Source organism: Rhodocytophaga rosea (assembly GCF_010119975.1).
Classification (GTDB): domain Bacteria; phylum Bacteroidota; class Bacteroidia; order Cytophagales; family 172606-1; genus Rhodocytophaga; species Rhodocytophaga rosea.
Genome location: NZ_CP048222.1, coordinates 4,364,652 through 4,381,249, shown reverse-complemented (window position 1 = coordinate 4,381,249; position 16,598 = coordinate 4,364,652). Strand labels below are relative to the sequence as shown.

Genomic DNA, 16,598 nt, shown 5'->3' with positions numbered 1-16,598 from the left:
AGAGTAGCCTACCGGATTATTGCCTCGCAACGGTATTGTTCATCTGGTGTATACTTTCCTGGTATTTTTCCCTTGAAAATTCAATAAAACGCCCCTGCTTGCGGAATTGACTGAGTTCTACCATATCTGGCATACCTTCATATTCGCGTATATGCTCGTAATAGCCTTTGGTGCGCAGAAAAGCTGTATATTTTTCTGCCGGTTTGTTGGGAGTATCTACCTGAAATTTAAGTTCAACAGCCATTCCAGGCTGCGTTTGTGCCAGATAGTGCTTGTCATCAGAAGCCAGTTGTTTGCTTACGTCTTTATTCTGGTGAGTGATGGCTGAAAATGGTGTATGCCTGGAAAGGGTTGCAGGAATTTGTTTGCTAAAATCTATCGCTGCATAATCCAGCTCCCAGAACATAAATCCGGCTGACAACTTTATTCTTACTTCCGGCTTTGAATTATCTTTTGAAAAATCTATGGGTACCACCAGATCTCTGGCGGCCAATGGCCCCACTGATGGAATGGCTTCTATTGGTTGCCAGCCCTGATCCGTTTCTACGGAAACCAGTAATGGAATGCCCTGATTGTGCTGCCAGGTATTGAGTTCGTCATATGATTTAGCTTTCTGCCGCTCTGCCCATGTGGTATAAAATGAACCAAATTTTTTGGTGAATTCTCCAAACAAATAATCCAGCCACAAGGAGTTTTGTGCCCGTAATATTAGTTTTCCTTGCTGGACAGAGGCCGGTTTAGCAAAAGTAAGTACCATAGAATTCAACGAATCTGTGGCTGTTGCTTCATTAAACAGATACGCCGACTGGTCTTTTTTTAATAGCTGCGGTAAATAATTCCGGCCATCTGTCGCCATAGCAGAAACAGGTGGTTGAAGGTTTGAGAATACCTGTGGATTTCCCTGCTGATCCAGTAACACCTGACTACCCTGCGGATGAGCAACGACCCATAACTGGGCCAGATTGGTATACTGGCGTTCTTTTAACTCATTGGTAATTTTCACCCGGTACTCATTACCTACTGGCTGTATCCCAGGCAAGGGCATAAAATCCTGGCGTTCCAGTGGTGAAAATATAGCTCCTCCATATGTCTCCCCTACAAATTGATAATTCTCTCCATTATACACATACACAAACGGACAAGAGCTTTTAAGCAATGCTACTAAAATGGTAACAATTACTAGAACGCCTGTAATCATAGCCAGTCCTCCTAATATATGGGAAGCTACCGTACGGCCTGTTTCTTTTTCCACTACATCAATCCGTTTAATGGAAGTAATAGGTATCATTACCTGACTTCCCTCTCCTTTGCTATATTCGTTGATATAGATATGGACAATATTGAGTGCAATCCTTTTGTCAGAGCTATTGTAACGGTAAGCCTTACCAGATTCCGGATTAGTATAACCAATAAAGTCAGGCGCTACTTCGCCAATTACTCCTTCCAGAAATTCACCGTTAATTACCGGATTGCTAAAACTATAGGTTTTATTGCCCTGGTGCAGAATGAAATACTTTCCGGCAGCCAGAGATATTTGCTGTCCGCTAGCAGGCGAATTTTCAGTACGGGTACGGTAATAATTACAGCCACTCACCTGAAATGAAAAACATAGGAGCAGAATTTTGGCAATGATAGCAGTAGTGCTGTCCTTCCGGAACAAATGCAGGGGTTTAAATGTGTTAAAAGTAAGGTAGGTCCATCGGTTTTTCATAGGGCAGCATTTGTTAAAAAGTGATTCCAACACTGATATTGCCAGATAATTTGAGACTTACTTTTGCATAATAGGTATTATAGACAATATCTTCCTGGAATGACCTTCGCCGTAAGCCCAAACCTATATCAGCGCCTACTACAAACCTATCTGTCGTCCGGTACCAGAATCCATTGTTGGCCAGAATAGCAAACTGAGTCCCTTTGTAGGTAACCCGGTCATTGGGATTGGTTGGCGAATAATAGGGAGAAGTAAAGCGGAGAAAGCCTAGCTGCAATGCCGGGCCTATGTAATAACGGAACTTATCGTCCGGATGGCTCAGATAGAAATTTAAATCTATTCCAGTAGAAAAGCTTTTTCCGGTTGAATACAGAAAGGCATACGACAGGTCTCTTTCTTCCTTTGTATTCAATCCAAAAGAAACAGGAATCCGGTAACTGAATTTTTGTGAAGGCGAAAAATGTTCGTAAGCCAGACTGATAGTTGGAAAAACCAGGTCAAAGGGGCGGAATACGATAATATTCCGGCTGGTGCCAGATGTTTGCTGCGCTGGTTTGATAACAGGTTTATTCTGGCTTGGAACAGTGAAGGTTCGCTGGCTTCCATCGGCATACCGTATCCACTCCACTTCACTCGTGCTGATGATATACACCAGGCTATCGGTTGAAGCTGTTTTGTTAAATGTTATTTCTCCATTTTTTATATCCAGTATTTTCGCCGGAATAAGTACTCCATCTGTCCGGCGGAGGGTATCCTGGGCTTTACTGGTTTGGGCCAACCAAACCAGCAGCAATAAGATCAATGCAAAGCGCATACAACAAACTTTACAGGAGATGTACTTACAAAATTTATGGAAAGGATGAACAGCAGCCGCTTAAAAAGTATGAGTAATGTAAGTAGCTTATACAAGCCAGTCAATACTTAATTATAGGTATTTTTTCAGAACACAAAAATTTCTTTACTTTCTGATTACTATTTACCAATGTATAAGCAAAAGTTCCTACTTTTTATAGCAAAATCCAGATTGCCGCTTGTAGCAGGCCGGCTGAACTGGTTTTAGGAAGAGAAAGCCTTATACCAGTGTAAACAAAACTTTGTAAATTCACCCGTTTATCTGCCAGTGATTCTGACCTGTTTAAGTATGTTGATGCGGATAGTATTCCTAAGAATTGTTAAATCATGTTTATAGAACCCCGCTTAGAAAGACAACAGCCTGGAAGAAACAACCGTACGGGCTGGATAGAAGTGATCTGTGGTTCTATGTTTTCAGGCAAAACAGAAGAACTCATACGCCGCCTGAACCGGGCCAAAATTGCTAAACAACAGGTAGAAATTTTCAAGCCAGCTGTAGATACCCGTTACCACGAATCCGACGTTGTCTCTCATAATGCTACTGCTATTCGCTCCACTCCTGTATATGCTTCCCAGGAAATTATATTGCTTGCCGGCAACTCAGATGTGGTGGGCATAGACGAAGCTCAGTTTTTTGATGAAGGCATTGTGGAAATATGTATTGCTCTGGCCAATAGCGGAAAACGGGTGATTGTAGCCGGCCTTGACATGGATTTTGAGGGAAAACCATTTGGGTGTATGCCTGCCTTAATAGCAGTAGCCGAATTTGTAACCAAAGTACATGCTATTTGTGCCGTGTGCGGCAATGTAGCCTCTTTCTCTTTCCGTCTGGTGCCTTCTAAAGCAAAGGTGCTGCTCGGCGAAACAGAAAGCTATGAAGCCAGGTGCCGCAAGTGTTTTAATGAAGGAATGGCCAGGATAAAGAAACATATATCTTAGGCTTTGCTTAGTGATTTGAAAATAAAAATAATCTAATGAAATTATACTGCCTTGTTGCGGTTTATCTTTTAATCACCGTTCAGGCGCTTGCCCAGAACATTCCGGTAGGAACCTGGCGTACACACCTCTCCTATTCTTCTATCCATACCATAGCCATTGCCGGCGAACAGGTTTACGCCGCAGCAGATAATGGATATTTTGTATATGACAAAGCTACCAGCAGCAGCACCATACTGTCCAGGCAGGATGGGTTCAGCGATACACAAGTAAGCAGGTTGGCCTATAATTCCTCTACCCAGACGCTTTTGATCGCCTACACAAATGGGAATATTGACTTGTTACGGGACAATACCATTACCAATATCGATGATCTGGCTACATCTACAGCTATTCCTGATAAACAGGTTAATCACATTTTTTTCAATGGGAATCTGGCCTATTTATCTACTAATTTTGGAGTGGTTGTATTGGATATAGAAAAACAGGAGATTAAAGAAACCTATCTCAACCTGGGTGCAAGTGGTAGTGCCATCCGGACATATGCCATGGCTATGGTCAATAATACTTTGTTTCTGGCTTCTTCCCAGGGCATATTAACAGCTCCAGCGACAGGTGTAAATTTGCTCGATTATAATAACTGGGTCCTTGCCGGACCTTCTCAGGGAATACCTGCAAAAGCCGCAATTTCTCTGGCCAGTCGGCAAGAAAAAGTATATGCCAGTCTGGAAAATGATGGCTTATATATGTATGAGAATAGCCAGTGGCAAAAAATAGATCTGCCTGCAACAACGCAGGGATATACAATCAAAGAATCACTAGGATTTATTACGGTTAGTACTCCTGGGAAAGTTCTGGTGCTGGATGCAAACAACAATATACAGGAGATACAAAATAGCTTAATCCAGCAACCATACGAAGCTGCCTTTGATGCAGAAAACAAACTCTGGATAGCTGATGGGGTAAATGGCTTGCTCAGCAATGAGTCAGGCACTTTTGCACAATATGTACCTAATGGGCCAGCCAGCAATTCTATATGGCAGTTACTGTCATATAAAGAAAATATACTCGCTGTGCCTGGTGGTTTTTCCAGTACCTATACCGCCTTAAACCAGTCTGGAACGCTTTCCATTTTTACCTCTGCTGGTTGGGAGAATTATTATGGTGCAACAACAGATCCAGGCCACCAGATTCCGGTGGTGCAAGATCTGGTAAATGCTGCTTATAACCCGGCTGATGACCAACTCTATATGGCTGCTTTTGGTGATGGTGTGCTGGTAACTCAGCCAGGACAATCAAGTACCATATTTAATGCTAGTAATTCTCCGCTGCAATCTTCTCCTGCCGGAGATATAAAAATCACTGACATACAAGTGGATGCCACAGGAAATGTCTGGATGGCAATTTATGGCGCTGCTGCCGGAAGTGCTTCACTGTATATGAAGAAGACAGATAATTCCTGGCAATCTTACAATTTTTCCAGTACTGCCGCCCGTTTCCCCACTTCACTGCTAATAGATGATGCTGGGTATAAATGGATGCCACTGGCTTCTCCTCCTGGAGGAATCTGGGTGTTTGATGAGAAAAACAACCGCAGCAGATACCTAACTACCACTCCTCCTGGGCAAGGTAGTCTGCCTTCCAGTATTGTATCGGCTATCACTGCAGATAAAGAAGGCCAGGTATGGGTGGGCACTGACCGGGGTATTGCTGTATTTTTTAATCCCTTTGCTATATTTGAAAACAGTGGGTTTGATGCTATTGAGCCCATTTTTGAACGCCGCCCCTTATTGCGCGATGAAAGTATTACCGCAATCACTGTAGATGGCGGAAACCGGAAATGGATAGGTACCAGGAATGGGCTATGGCTATTCACCCCGGATGGCAGTGAACTTATTCATCATTTTACCAGGCAAAACAGCCCCTTATTGTCGGATATTATACGCGATGTGCAAATTCAGCCGGTGACCGGAGAGGTGTTTATCGCAACGGACAAAGGTATTGTTTCATACCGGGGAACCGCAACGGAAGGAGGAAGCACTCATTCAGATGTGAAAATATTTCCCAATCCGGTACGGCCAGGTTTTGAGGGACTGATTACTATATCCGGACTGGTAGCACAGGCAGAGGTCAAAATAACAGATATTACTGGCCGGCTAATCTACGAAACCAAAGCACAGGGCAGTACGGCTGTCTGGAATGGCAGAGATTATACCGGCCGGAAAGCAGCCACGGGAATCTATTTGATTTTCAGTTCTGATACAGAAGGAAAAGAAACGTTTGTAAGCAAAATTGCCATCATCGAATAGGAATGAACTGCCTGTATTTGGTGTTATCAGATTAAGTTGCTTGCTTCACATAGATATGCTTCATAAAACCAGGGGAATCGTAATTAATTATATAAAATACCGTGAAACATCCATTATTGTTAAAATATATACGGAAGAATTTGGCATTCAGACTTATATTGAAAATGGGGTAAGAAGCGCTAAATCCAAAAATAAGATCGCTTTATTCCAGCCGCTCACTTTACTAGATTTAGTTGTATATCATAAAGAAAGCGGTGATATTTTCCGTATTTCGGAAATTAAATGCCTGGAAGCTTTGCAGAGTATACCCTATCATTTTCACAAATCGGGCATTGCTATGTTTATGACCGAAGTGCTTAACAAAACCCTGAAAGAAGAGGCATCCAATCTGCCACTTTTCCATTTCCTGCTGCATTCCATCCTGTTTTTAGATCAGCAGGAAACCCATATTGAAAATTTTCCGGTACAATTCCTGCTTAAATTATCCAGGTACCTGGGTTTTGTTCCTCAACAGGCGGAGGAAATTATGGAGCAGATTGGCGCCATCCGTATTTATCCGGCTACTGAAGAAGAAAAACAGGCCCTGAATACGCTGCTTTCCCAATCGTACGAACAATACACTTATATTCCCGGCACGATCCGCCGGCAGATCATGGAATATGTACTCCGTTTTTATGCCCTCCATGTAGAAAACTTCGGCGAAATCCGCTCACTGCAAGTACTGAAAGAAGTAATGAGTTAGGAGGAAATGGTTGTTGGCTGTCTATTATAAGTTATTAGTAAAAATAGTATGATGCAGCATTTTACTACCAATACATATACACCCTATATTATAACTTTCTATACTACCTGTTTCATTCTGTAAAAACTTAGTTACCGGTTTTGTGGCCTGCCTTTCTTTTCCTACCTTAATTAGAACCATCCTGCACTTGTTTTGAAGGCATGATGTATAATCATAGAACATTCAATTTGTTACTGGTAGCCCAATGAAAGCATTCTCAAAATTAGTGTTGGTGCTATTCCTGGCAGCTGTTTCTCAACATGGGTATACACAACGGATTAACAACCCTTCATTTGAAGGACTCCCCCAACGTGATGTCCCTCCTATTCCCTGGACACCTTGCAATACATTCAGTACCCCAGATACCCAGCCCGGTTTTTGGAATGTAAAAAAGCCAGCCTCCAACCAGGCTACGTATTTGAGTTTAGAAACCAGGGGTAACGATGGGCCCTATGCCAATACGGTGGAAGCAGTTCAAACCCGGCTCAATACCAAACTGGAAGCAAATAATCCGTACCCTATCAGCATAGACCTTGCTTTTTCAGATTTGCATGGCCGTAATGATGAAAATGGAGGATTTATATCGTATGTCAATCCGGTGATACTCAAAATATGGGGAGGAACTAACAGTTGTGAGAGAACAGAATTACTCTGGGAATCGCCTGTGATAGATCATACCGACTGGAAAACCTATGAGGTAAGCCTTACGCCAGAATCCAATGACATATACTATCTGATTCTGGAAGCTACTTATAAAGTGCCTCCTCATTTTGGCACGTATTTCGGAAATATATTAATTGATAACATCCAGGAAAAAGACATTCCCGAGCCGCCTGCCGGTGATTGCATCGTAAAAGCATTTAATGTGTTTACCCCCAATGGAGATGGGAAAAATGACGTTTTTCTGTGTAAGCCTATGTCTGATATAGCCGGATTTCATTTGAAAATTTATAACCGCTGGGGAAAGGTACTATTCGAGACAGGTGATATAGCGCAGGGATGGGATGGCAAAACCAAAGGCACTGCCTGCGCCCCAGGCATTTATTACTGGTATACAGAATTTACGTGCAGAAATAGGAATCGCTTACGCAGCAATACCATGAAAGGCACGGTCACCCTCTTGAGATGATTACCGGTTGTTATGCACACTTTTCACCCACCAGTCATCCCCATTTTTAGTGCTTTTTAACTCAAATAGCGCTGAAAAATACCTAATTTCCGGTATTGCGGCCTGCCTTTCTTTTGCCTATCTTTTGAATAATACTGCGTTATGCATAGGTATTACTACTCACAGGTAAGTAAATTATTATATTATCCGACACAACTAATATGAAAACAGCCTTTATCTGTATAATAATACTCTCCATTACTTTTTACGCCAGATCACAATCAAACGATCAGAATAATATAGTTAAAGGAAGAATTATTATTCTGCCTTTAGGCGGACTCATGTATTCTGTAGGGATAGGTTACGAGCGATTGATAAGAAATCATTTTTCGCTGCAAGTATTAATAAACCGGAGTGGCATTGATATGAGCAGTACAGATGGCGCAAACGAAGTGTATAATAATGTAATTCCTGAACTTAAATATTACTTTAATACCAGAGAAGTGGTCGCCAAATCTTATTATATTTCTTCTTTTCTGGAAATTCAACAAAATAGCATAACGCCTGGTGGCGAACAAAGTACAGATAATTACCTGATCAGCAGTAAGCAAAAGCAGGCGAGCCCAGGTCTGCTTCTGGGAAAGAATTTTCAGTTATCCCGCAAGTTGCATCTGGAAACATATATGGGAGCCAAGTACCGGATGGGCAATGAAAAAACAGAGCAAGTCATTAATAGTACTCAAGCTTCATTCTCACGACGGTATGAAATGTTTGGAATGCGGGCCGGATTTAATCTTGCTTACCGATTCTAAATTAATTTTATGACATCACAAAACTTTAACTCCTTGAAACCCTTCTCTGCCACACTACTTCTCCTGCTGGCTTGCTACTCCTACTCCTTTGCAACCTGGTCTATTATTTTGATTGACCCGGAAACGAGAGAAATCGGGATTGCAGGAGCTTCCTGCACCTATAATTGTTATGGCATTGGCGGCATTATTCCGGGAAAGGGAGCCATTATTGTGCAGGCCATGAGCAATAAAGAGGCAAAAGCCAGAGGTCTGGAAATGATCATATCTGGTAATTCGCCGGAACAGATTATTGCCGAACTCAGAAACACCATCTACGATCCGGAAAGGCAGCAATACGCAGTGGTAACACTTCAGCACCTGTTGGCACCTAAGACATATACCGGCGATTCTACCCATGTGTATAATGGGGCACTTACAGCTACTGGCATTTCTGTACAAGGCAATACCCTGGCGAGTAATTCAGCCATTCAAAAAATTCTGGAAGCTGTACTTAATGCCCGGAAAGAAGGTTTGCGTATTGATGCCATCCTCATGAAAGCCCTGGAAGCAGGTGCCCAGGATGGAGGCGACAAACGTTGCGGCGAACAAAAAGCAACCACGGCTTTTATTACGGTAGCCCGGCCAGATGATCACCCCAAACGTCCCTACCTGAATTTAGTAATATTTGGCCAGGGAAAAGGCGGACAAAACGCCGTAGTAATGCTGCGCAATAAATATGATAAATGGAAAGTGAAACAGCAGGCAAAAGAAAAATAAACAAGCCAGCTGTTTTCTGAAATAATATGCCATGAAAAAATCTTTACTTCTGCTCTTGCTGCCTGTACTTATGTGTGCTGAATGCTTTTCCCAAACTACAGATTCTCTGCCAGTAAAGCATGACATTAAGTTGAGATTGCCTTTCTGGTATAAAGGTTTTTTCACCCAAACATTTTTAACCGGCCTACAATACGAGCGGCTATTAAGTACAAAAAATTCTGTAAGTCTGGGCATCAGTTACTATTATTCCAATAGAAATTATTTTGATGGCCGTAGCACAGTTGATAATTATAGACAATTTATGGTACTTCCGCAATGGCGGCATTATTTCAGGCGAAATAAACAAAATTATTTTAACGGATTTCATCTGGGTGCCTCTGCCGTTTATCTGCGTGATTATATTGACAGGCCGAATGCATTGGAAAAACGTCATGTAATGGGCCTTGGAATATTAGTAGGGTATCAGCAAGTCATTAAAAAGAAAATTTCTCTAGGAATCACGCCCTCTTTGCACGTTGGATTGGAGAACACTAACTATAACCGGCATCAGAATGCACGCATCAACAGAAGATTTTCCACTATTTTTATAGTTAGTCCGGATTTTCATATTGGCTATATTTTCTAATAAAATAATCCTATTTATATTATTCGCAAAATCTTATAAAGCACTATATTTCAGTATTTTATAAGTTAAATAATAATTTTTCAGCAAAAACACTTGCTTTTACTGAACACTGTTCAGTATATTTGAATCGTTAACCAAATAAACATGGGAATTACAGAAAGAAAAGAACGGGAAAAACTGGAGATGCGGGAGATGATCTTAACGGAAGCTTCCCAGATGTTTATTGAAGAAGGTTACGACAAAACATCCATCCGCAAAATCGCCGACAAGATCGAATACAGTCCGGCTACTATATACTTATATTTCAAAGACAAGGACGAGATATTCCATGCTATTCACGATAAAGCCTTTGAAAAGTTTTTTCAGGTAATGGAATCTACCAGGAATATTGAGAATCCATTCGACAGGTTGGTGAAGCTATCGGATCTGTACATTGATTTTGCCTATGAAAATCCGGAGTATTATGATCTGATGTTTATCATGCGGGCACCTATGACAGCTTTGCAGCACCAAAATGATGAATGGGCATGTGGTTTCCGGGCATATGATTCATTAAAAGAGATTATCCGGGATTGTATGGAACAGGGCTATATGAAAAAAATGGATGTGGAACTCGCAGCTATGGCGATCTGGTCGTTTAAACATGGCATGACTTCGCTCTCTATCCGCAACCGTTTTAAGATGTATGATGAAGCTACAGCCAAGCAGCTCATGAAACAATCGTGTGATATGATGCTTGACCTGTTCAGAATCTAAAAAAATTTTGCCTTTAACTGAACACTGTTCAGTAATTTATAAATGTTTATAATTCTCCGGTTGAATACAAATTATATACGTTTCACCGGCCGCTTTTAAAGCCTCAACCAGCTTTCAGAAGTAAAAAATTGAACAGATCGTACTTTTATAACACAATCTTAAGGATACCATTTATTCATACATGCCATGCGACATTTTGTATTCTTTCTCATTTTCAGTCTTGTAGTATTTCAGCAGGCTCAGGCACAGGAAAACATTCTCGATACCTATGTAGCTGAGGGATTAGCAAGCAATCTTTCTTTGAAGCAGGAAAATATTTCTCTGGAAAGAAATATGCGCGCACTGGAAGAAGCCAGAGGCTTGTTTATGCCTTCTCTGGAACTGAATGCCCGCTATTCGAGAGCTACCGGCGGCCGTTTAATTGAATTTCCCATTGGTGACCTGCTGAATCCAGCATACAATACATTAAATCAGCTTACGGACAGCAAACAGTTTCCAACCCTGGAGAATGCAGCCATTCCTTTTCTGCGTCCCGAAGAACACGAAACGAAACTTCGCCTGGTACAACCCATTTTGCAGCCTAGCATTTATTACAACTATCAGATCAGGCAAACACAGGTTTCCATGCAGCAGGATGCAGTAGATATTTACAAAAGACAGTTAATTGCTGACATCCGCACCAGTTATTATAACTATCTGAAAAGTGTAAAAGGCATTCAATTGTATGAGAAGGTAAAAAGCCTGCAATTACAAAACCTCGCATTGAACGAAAAACTGTTTGAGAACAATAAAATCACCTATGATGCCATCTACGCCATCAAAGCCGACATCAGCGATACGGAACTCAAACTGGCTGATGCCGGAAAGAATAAAACTATTGCCACGGCTTATTTCAACTTTCTGCTCAACAAACCTCTGGACACAAGAATACAAACCGATACTACCTTCGCCTTTGAAGAAATTACTGCTTTCGGTATGGATGACCTGCTTACCACTTCTTTAGAAAAACGGGAAGAAATACAACAGGTAAACAAGGGTTTGCAAATTACAGAGCAGAATCTAAAACTGAACCGCAGCAAAGTATTGCCTACGTTGAACCTGGTAGTAGATTATGGTTTTCAGGGAACCAAATACCGCTTTACTTCCCAAGACGATTATTTACAAGGCTCCCTGGTATTGAGCTGGCAATTGTTCGGCGGCTTTCAGAACCGCTCCCGGATTGCACAAGCCTCTTTAGACCGTCAACGCCTGGAAACCCAGCAGACCGAACTCCAGCAAAGAATCAGGCTACAGGTTACTACAGCTGCCGAACAGGTACGGGTAGCCAGGCAGAATGTACAAACAGCTACCGAACGGGTGACCAGCGCCCAGAAATACTTTAATATTGTCAACCGGAAATACAAGGAAGGAATGGCACTGTACATCGAATACCTTTCTGCCCTTACTTCACTCACCAATGCCGAAAATAGCAAGATTCTGGCTGAATATGATTACCAGATACGAATAACCGAACTTAACCGGGTAGCTGCCAAAGATTAAAATCAAAGACAAGTACATATATAGTTATAACTCCTTTCATCCCACGTTTTCAACCCTTTCATACCCCATGAAAACCCGTCTTTACACACTCATTTTACTGGCAGGTATACTCACCATCCTGTATGGCTGCAGTGATAACCAGGCCAAAGAAAATTCTACGGCTGATACACCAGTGATTGTAAAAACCCGTCATGTGAGCACCCAATCGATTACAGAGCCTATAATTACCAGTGGTTTACTGGCTTCCAAAAAAGAAGTAAAACTCTCTTTCAAAACCGGTGGCATTATCGCTTCTATATCGGTGGATGAAGGCCAGACCGTAAGGAAAGGGCAACTCTTAGCCACCCTCAACCTCACAGAAATCAATGCACAGGTAAAAGGAGCCGAGCAAAACCATGAAAAAGCGCTGCGGGATGTAGGCCGTATAAAAAATCTGTATGCCGACAGTGCCGCTACCCTGGAACAAGTACAAAATGCCTCTACAGGTTTAGAAGTAGCCGCCGCCGCTTTACAATCGGCCCGTTTTAACCAGCAATATTCTACTATTTATGCCCCGGAGAATGGCCAGATCCTGCGCCGCTTTTCAGAAACCGGAGAACAGGTAACAGGGGGTACGCCCATATTTGTATTTGCTGCTTCCGGAAATGAGCAGTGGATCATCCGCACCGGCGTATCCGACAGAAGTATGGTAAGATTAACTACCGGAGATAAAGCCACCGTACAATTTGATGCCTATCCCAATACCGATTTTACAGCCACCGTTACAGAAATCGCCCAGATCGCTGACCCAGCCAAAGGTACATTTGAAATAGAACTGAGGGTAGATGCGCAAGGCAAAAAACTGGCCACTGGCATGGTAGCTAAAGTACAAATTACTCCTTCGCAAACACAAGCCAGCCTGATGGTTCCGATCGAAGCACTCATCGAAGCAGATGGTAACCAGGGATATGTATATGTACTGAACAGTGATAAGCAAACGGTGAAAAAGCTTCCGGTAAAAATTGCCGGTATTTACGACAGCCTGGTAGGAATCAGTGAAGGTTTAACCGATCAGGCCACCATCATTACAGCCGGCAACCACTACCTCACCCAGGATTCCAAAGTCAAAATCGTCAATTAGCTTGTCTTAATGAGTGAAAGAGTGATTGTGTGAATGAGTGTGTTCAATAGTTGCTATTGTTACATTGTTAAATGGCTACTACAGCGTATCACTTAAGCGCTCAATGACTCATTCACCCAATCACTCAGTCACTCATCCACTCAATCATTCTTTCCTTATGAAAATCGCTGAATTTTCTGTAAAAAATTACCAGTTCACCATTATCATTTTTGTGATGGTGCTGGCTATCGGGCTCAATTCCCTCTTCAATATGCCCAGAGGAGAAGATCCTACGTTTAAATCGCCGCAGTTTGGCGTAGTGGTTGTCTATCCGGGCACCAGCCCTACCGATATGGAGGAACTGGTGGTTGATCCACTGGAAGAAAAATTAAATGAGCTGGACAATGTAAAAAAGATACGAACCGATATTGACGATGGTCTGGCAGTACTCCGAGTGGAATTTACCTACGACTCAGATCCGGACAAGAAATACGACGAAGTATTGCGGGAGATAAACAATATACGGGGCAGTTTACCGGAAGGTATTCTGAGCCTGGAAGTACAAAAGTTTACTCCTTCTGATGTGAATATTTTGCAGGTAGCTTTACTTTCCGAAACGGCTCCTTACCGGGATCTGGAAAAACAGGCTGAAGAGTTGCAGGAACGCTTAGTAAAAATTAAAAGCCTGAAAAATGTAGATACCTGGGCGTATCCGCAGCAACAGGTACGGGTTTCTGTAGATCTGGGCAAAATGGCTTCTTACCGGATTGGCCTCAATAAAGTATTAGGTGCCATTCAAAGTGAAAATGCCAATATTCCCGGCGGCAGCATTGAGATGGGAACCAAAAAGTTCAATGTAAAAACCAGCGGTGATTATGCTTCTATCGAAGAAATCCGCAATACTGTCATCCAATCTTCTACCGGACAAACGATTTACCTGAAAGACATCGCTGATGTCAATTTTGATTATGAAGAAGAAAGCTATGTAGCCAGGCTGAATGGCAAACGGGCGGTATTTGTAACGGCCAGCCAGAAAGATGGCATGAATATTTATCAGGTCCGGGATCAGGTAAATCCGGTGCTGGAAGAATTTCAGAAAACTTTACCTGCCAGCATTAAATACGAAAAAAGCTTTGATCAATCGGAAAGTGTGTCTCACCGCTTATCTGGCTTTACGAGAGATTTCGGCATTGCTATTTTCCTGGTATTGCTTACCCTGCTTCCCTTAGGCTTCCGAGCTTCTGTTGTGGTGATGATCTCTATTCCGCTTTCGCTGGCGATTGGCTTAGCACTGCTCGATTTTGCTGGTTTCAGCATTAACCAGTTGAGTATTGTAGGTCTGGTGGTTGCCCTTGGTTTGCTGGTGGATGATTCCATTGTAGTCGTGGAGAATATTGCCAGATTTTTGCGTATGGGCTACAACCGGAAAGATGCCGCCATTGAAGCGACAAAACAAATAGGTGTGGCTGTATTGGGCTGTACGGCTACGTTGATTTTCGCTTTTCTTCCCCTGATGTTTCTACCGGAAGCCGCCGGAGATTTTATCCGCAGTTTGCCGATGGCCGTTGTTACTACTGTACTGGCTTCTTTATTTGTGTCTCTCACCATCGTTCCATTCTTATCCAGCCTGATCTTAAAGGAAGAAGAACATGAAGAAGGTAATATTTTTCTGAGAGGCTTAAAACGTTTGATCGGAGGCTCATACCGCCGTTTGCTGCACCGTGCCATTGCCAGACCCATTACCACCTTGCTGGTGGCCTTAGCTATATTTGTTGGTAGCCTGGCTCTGGTGCCAACCGTTGGATTCAGTTTGTTTCCCCGTTCTGATAAACCACAGTTTTTGATCACGGTTGAAACTCCTTTAGGCACCAGTCTGTATGAAACCGACCGTATTGCCAGAGATGTGGAAAAAGTGCTCGCTTCAAAAAAAGGCTTACAGAATTTTGCTACGAATGTGGGCCGGGGTAATCCAAGAATTTATTATAATGTGATCCAGAAAAATGAAGCCGCCAATTTTGCCGAGATTTTCGTGCAGTTAAAAGATATGCCTTTGAAAGAAATCGAAAGCTTTGTAGATGAACTTCGCCTTCAGTTTAATGAATATCCCAATGCCAAAATCCAGGTAAAGCAGTTTGAACAAGGTCCTCCGATAGAAGCGCCTATTGCCATACGTATATTCGGCGATAACCTGGATTCGCTGCGGTCATTGGCTTTCCAGGTAGAAAATATTCTGAAAACTACGCCAGGAACCATCTATGTAGAAAATCCATTGACCACCCTTAAAACGGATCTGCAGGTAAAAATCAACAAAGATAAAGCTGGCATCATGGGCATACCGGTAAGTGAAGTAGACCGCACGATACGGATGGGCATTGCCGGGTTACCAGTGGGCATTTACCGGGAAGACAATGGAGATGAGTATCAGATTAATGTAAGTTTGCCCAGAGGAAAACGCCAGACGATGAAAGCCTTCGACCAGATGTATGTAAGTGCCAATAGCGGCGCTTTGGTTCCGCTGAAACAACTGGCCGATGTGCAATTAAAAGCCTCTCCTACGTTTATCCGCCATTATGACAAAGACCGTTTTGTAACCGTAAGCGCCTTTGTACAAACAGGCTATCTCACTTCCAATGTAACCAATGAAATACTGGCCAAACTCGACAATTTCCGCTTTCCGGAAGGGTACCATTATGGAGCCGCCGGTGAACTGGAAAGCCGGGAGGAATCTTTTGGCGGATTGGGAACGATTGTTATTGTTACGGTTTTTGGCATTCTGGCTATCTTAATTCTGGAATTTAAAACCTTCAAAAGTACCTTAATCGTATTGTCTGTGATTCCGCTCGGCATTATTGGCGCTGTACTGATGCTGCTGTTCACCGGAAATTCTTTCTCCTTTACCGCCACTATTGGCTTAATTGCTCTAGTGGGAATAGAAATCAAGAACTCGATTCTGCTGGTAGATTATACCAATCAACTGCGGGCCAATGGAATGAGCCTGGATGATGCCATTCAGGAAGCCGGAGAAACCAGGTTTGTTCCGATTATTCTGACTACCCTTACTGCCATAGGCGGACTGATGCCACTCGTACTGGAAAATTCACCTTTGTATTCACCTTTAGCACTTGTCATCATTGGCGGCTTAATCAGCTCTACCCTACTGACCAGGATAGTAACACCGGTATTATACAAATTGCTTCCTCCCAAAGTAGAAGTACAACCAGTTGCTGCCTAGAGGCTATTGTTAATAGTAGTTTTGAATTTATCAAAAGCCTGTTCATATAAGACCAGGCTTTTGTTTTTTCTATCTAAATATT

The 16,598-nt window shown here is 42.5% G+C and carries 13 protein-coding genes; 11 read left to right on the top strand and 2 right to left on the bottom strand.

Annotated elements, in window-relative coordinates:
• Nucleotides 1–16 precede the first annotated feature (16 nt).
• Together GXP67_RS18125 and GXP67_RS18120 are read right to left on the bottom strand one after the other, a co-directional pair.
• Complete coding sequence (locus GXP67_RS18125; protein WP_162444431.1) at nucleotides 17–1,711, bottom strand: hypothetical protein; 1,695 nt, start codon at nucleotides 1,709–1,711, stop codon at nucleotides 17–19.
• Between the two features lie 13 nt (nucleotides 1,712–1,724).
• Nucleotides 1,725–2,525: a hypothetical protein gene (locus tag GXP67_RS18120; protein WP_162444430.1), complete on the bottom strand. Its 801-nt coding sequence runs from the start codon at nucleotides 2,523–2,525 to the stop codon at nucleotides 1,725–1,727.
• Between the two features lie 365 nt (nucleotides 2,526–2,890).
• Here GXP67_RS18120 and GXP67_RS18115 point away from each other — a divergent pair, with 365 nt between their 5' ends.
• The 11 genes from GXP67_RS18115 (at nucleotide 2,891) to GXP67_RS18065 (ending at nucleotide 16,516) form a co-directional block, all read left to right on the top strand.
• Nucleotides 2,891–3,502 (top strand): thymidine kinase, encoded by a 612-nt coding sequence (locus GXP67_RS18115; protein WP_162444429.1) that lies wholly within the window; start codon nucleotides 2,891–2,893, stop codon nucleotides 3,500–3,502.
• A gap of 35 nt (nucleotides 3,503–3,537) precedes the next feature.
• Nucleotides 3,538–5,808 carry a type IX secretion system anionic LPS delivery protein PorZ gene (gene porZ / locus GXP67_RS18110; protein WP_162444428.1) on the top strand — a complete coding sequence of 757 codons (2,271 nt, stop codon included), beginning with the start codon at nucleotides 3,538–3,540 and terminating at the stop codon, nucleotides 5,806–5,808.
• Nucleotides 5,809–5,863: 55 nt separating this feature from the next.
• Nucleotides 5,864–6,550, top strand: a complete 687-nt coding sequence (recO, locus tag GXP67_RS18105) for a DNA repair protein RecO (protein ID WP_162444427.1) — start codon at nucleotides 5,864–5,866, stop codon at nucleotides 6,548–6,550.
• Nucleotides 6,551–6,794: 244 nt separating this feature from the next.
• On the top strand, nucleotides 6,795–7,718 hold the full coding sequence (locus tag GXP67_RS18100) for a T9SS type B sorting domain-containing protein (RefSeq protein ID WP_162444426.1): 924 nt from the start codon (nucleotides 6,795–6,797) through the stop codon (nucleotides 7,716–7,718).
• A 200-nt stretch (nucleotides 7,719–7,918) separates the two neighbouring features.
• Nucleotides 7,919–8,509, top strand: a complete 591-nt coding sequence (locus GXP67_RS18095) for a DUF3575 domain-containing protein (protein WP_162444425.1) — start codon at nucleotides 7,919–7,921, stop codon at nucleotides 8,507–8,509.
• A gap of 9 nt (nucleotides 8,510–8,518) precedes the next feature.
• Nucleotides 8,519–9,265 (top strand): DUF1028 domain-containing protein, encoded by a 747-nt coding sequence (locus GXP67_RS18090; RefSeq protein WP_162444424.1) that lies wholly within the window; start codon nucleotides 8,519–8,521, stop codon nucleotides 9,263–9,265.
• A gap of 31 nt (nucleotides 9,266–9,296) precedes the next feature.
• Nucleotides 9,297–9,890 (top strand): DUF3575 domain-containing protein, encoded by a 594-nt coding sequence (locus GXP67_RS18085; protein ID WP_162444423.1) that lies wholly within the window; start codon nucleotides 9,297–9,299, stop codon nucleotides 9,888–9,890.
• Between the two features lie 144 nt (nucleotides 9,891–10,034).
• Nucleotides 10,035–10,646: a TetR/AcrR family transcriptional regulator gene (locus tag GXP67_RS18080; RefSeq protein ID WP_162444422.1), complete on the top strand. Its 612-nt coding sequence runs from the start codon at nucleotides 10,035–10,037 to the stop codon at nucleotides 10,644–10,646.
• 186 nt (nucleotides 10,647–10,832) lie between these two features.
• Nucleotides 10,833–12,185 (top strand): TolC family protein, encoded by a 1,353-nt coding sequence (locus GXP67_RS18075; RefSeq protein ID WP_162444421.1) that lies wholly within the window; start codon nucleotides 10,833–10,835, stop codon nucleotides 12,183–12,185.
• 67 nt (nucleotides 12,186–12,252) lie between these two features.
• A complete protein-coding gene (locus GXP67_RS18070) occupies nucleotides 12,253–13,305 on the top strand; it encodes an efflux RND transporter periplasmic adaptor subunit (protein WP_162444420.1) in 1,053 nt (350 codons plus the stop codon).
• 157 nt (nucleotides 13,306–13,462) lie between these two features.
• Nucleotides 13,463–16,516 (top strand): efflux RND transporter permease subunit, encoded by a 3,054-nt coding sequence (locus tag GXP67_RS18065; protein WP_162444419.1) that lies wholly within the window; start codon nucleotides 13,463–13,465, stop codon nucleotides 16,514–16,516.
• The last annotated feature ends 82 nt before the right edge of the window (nucleotides 16,517–16,598 follow it).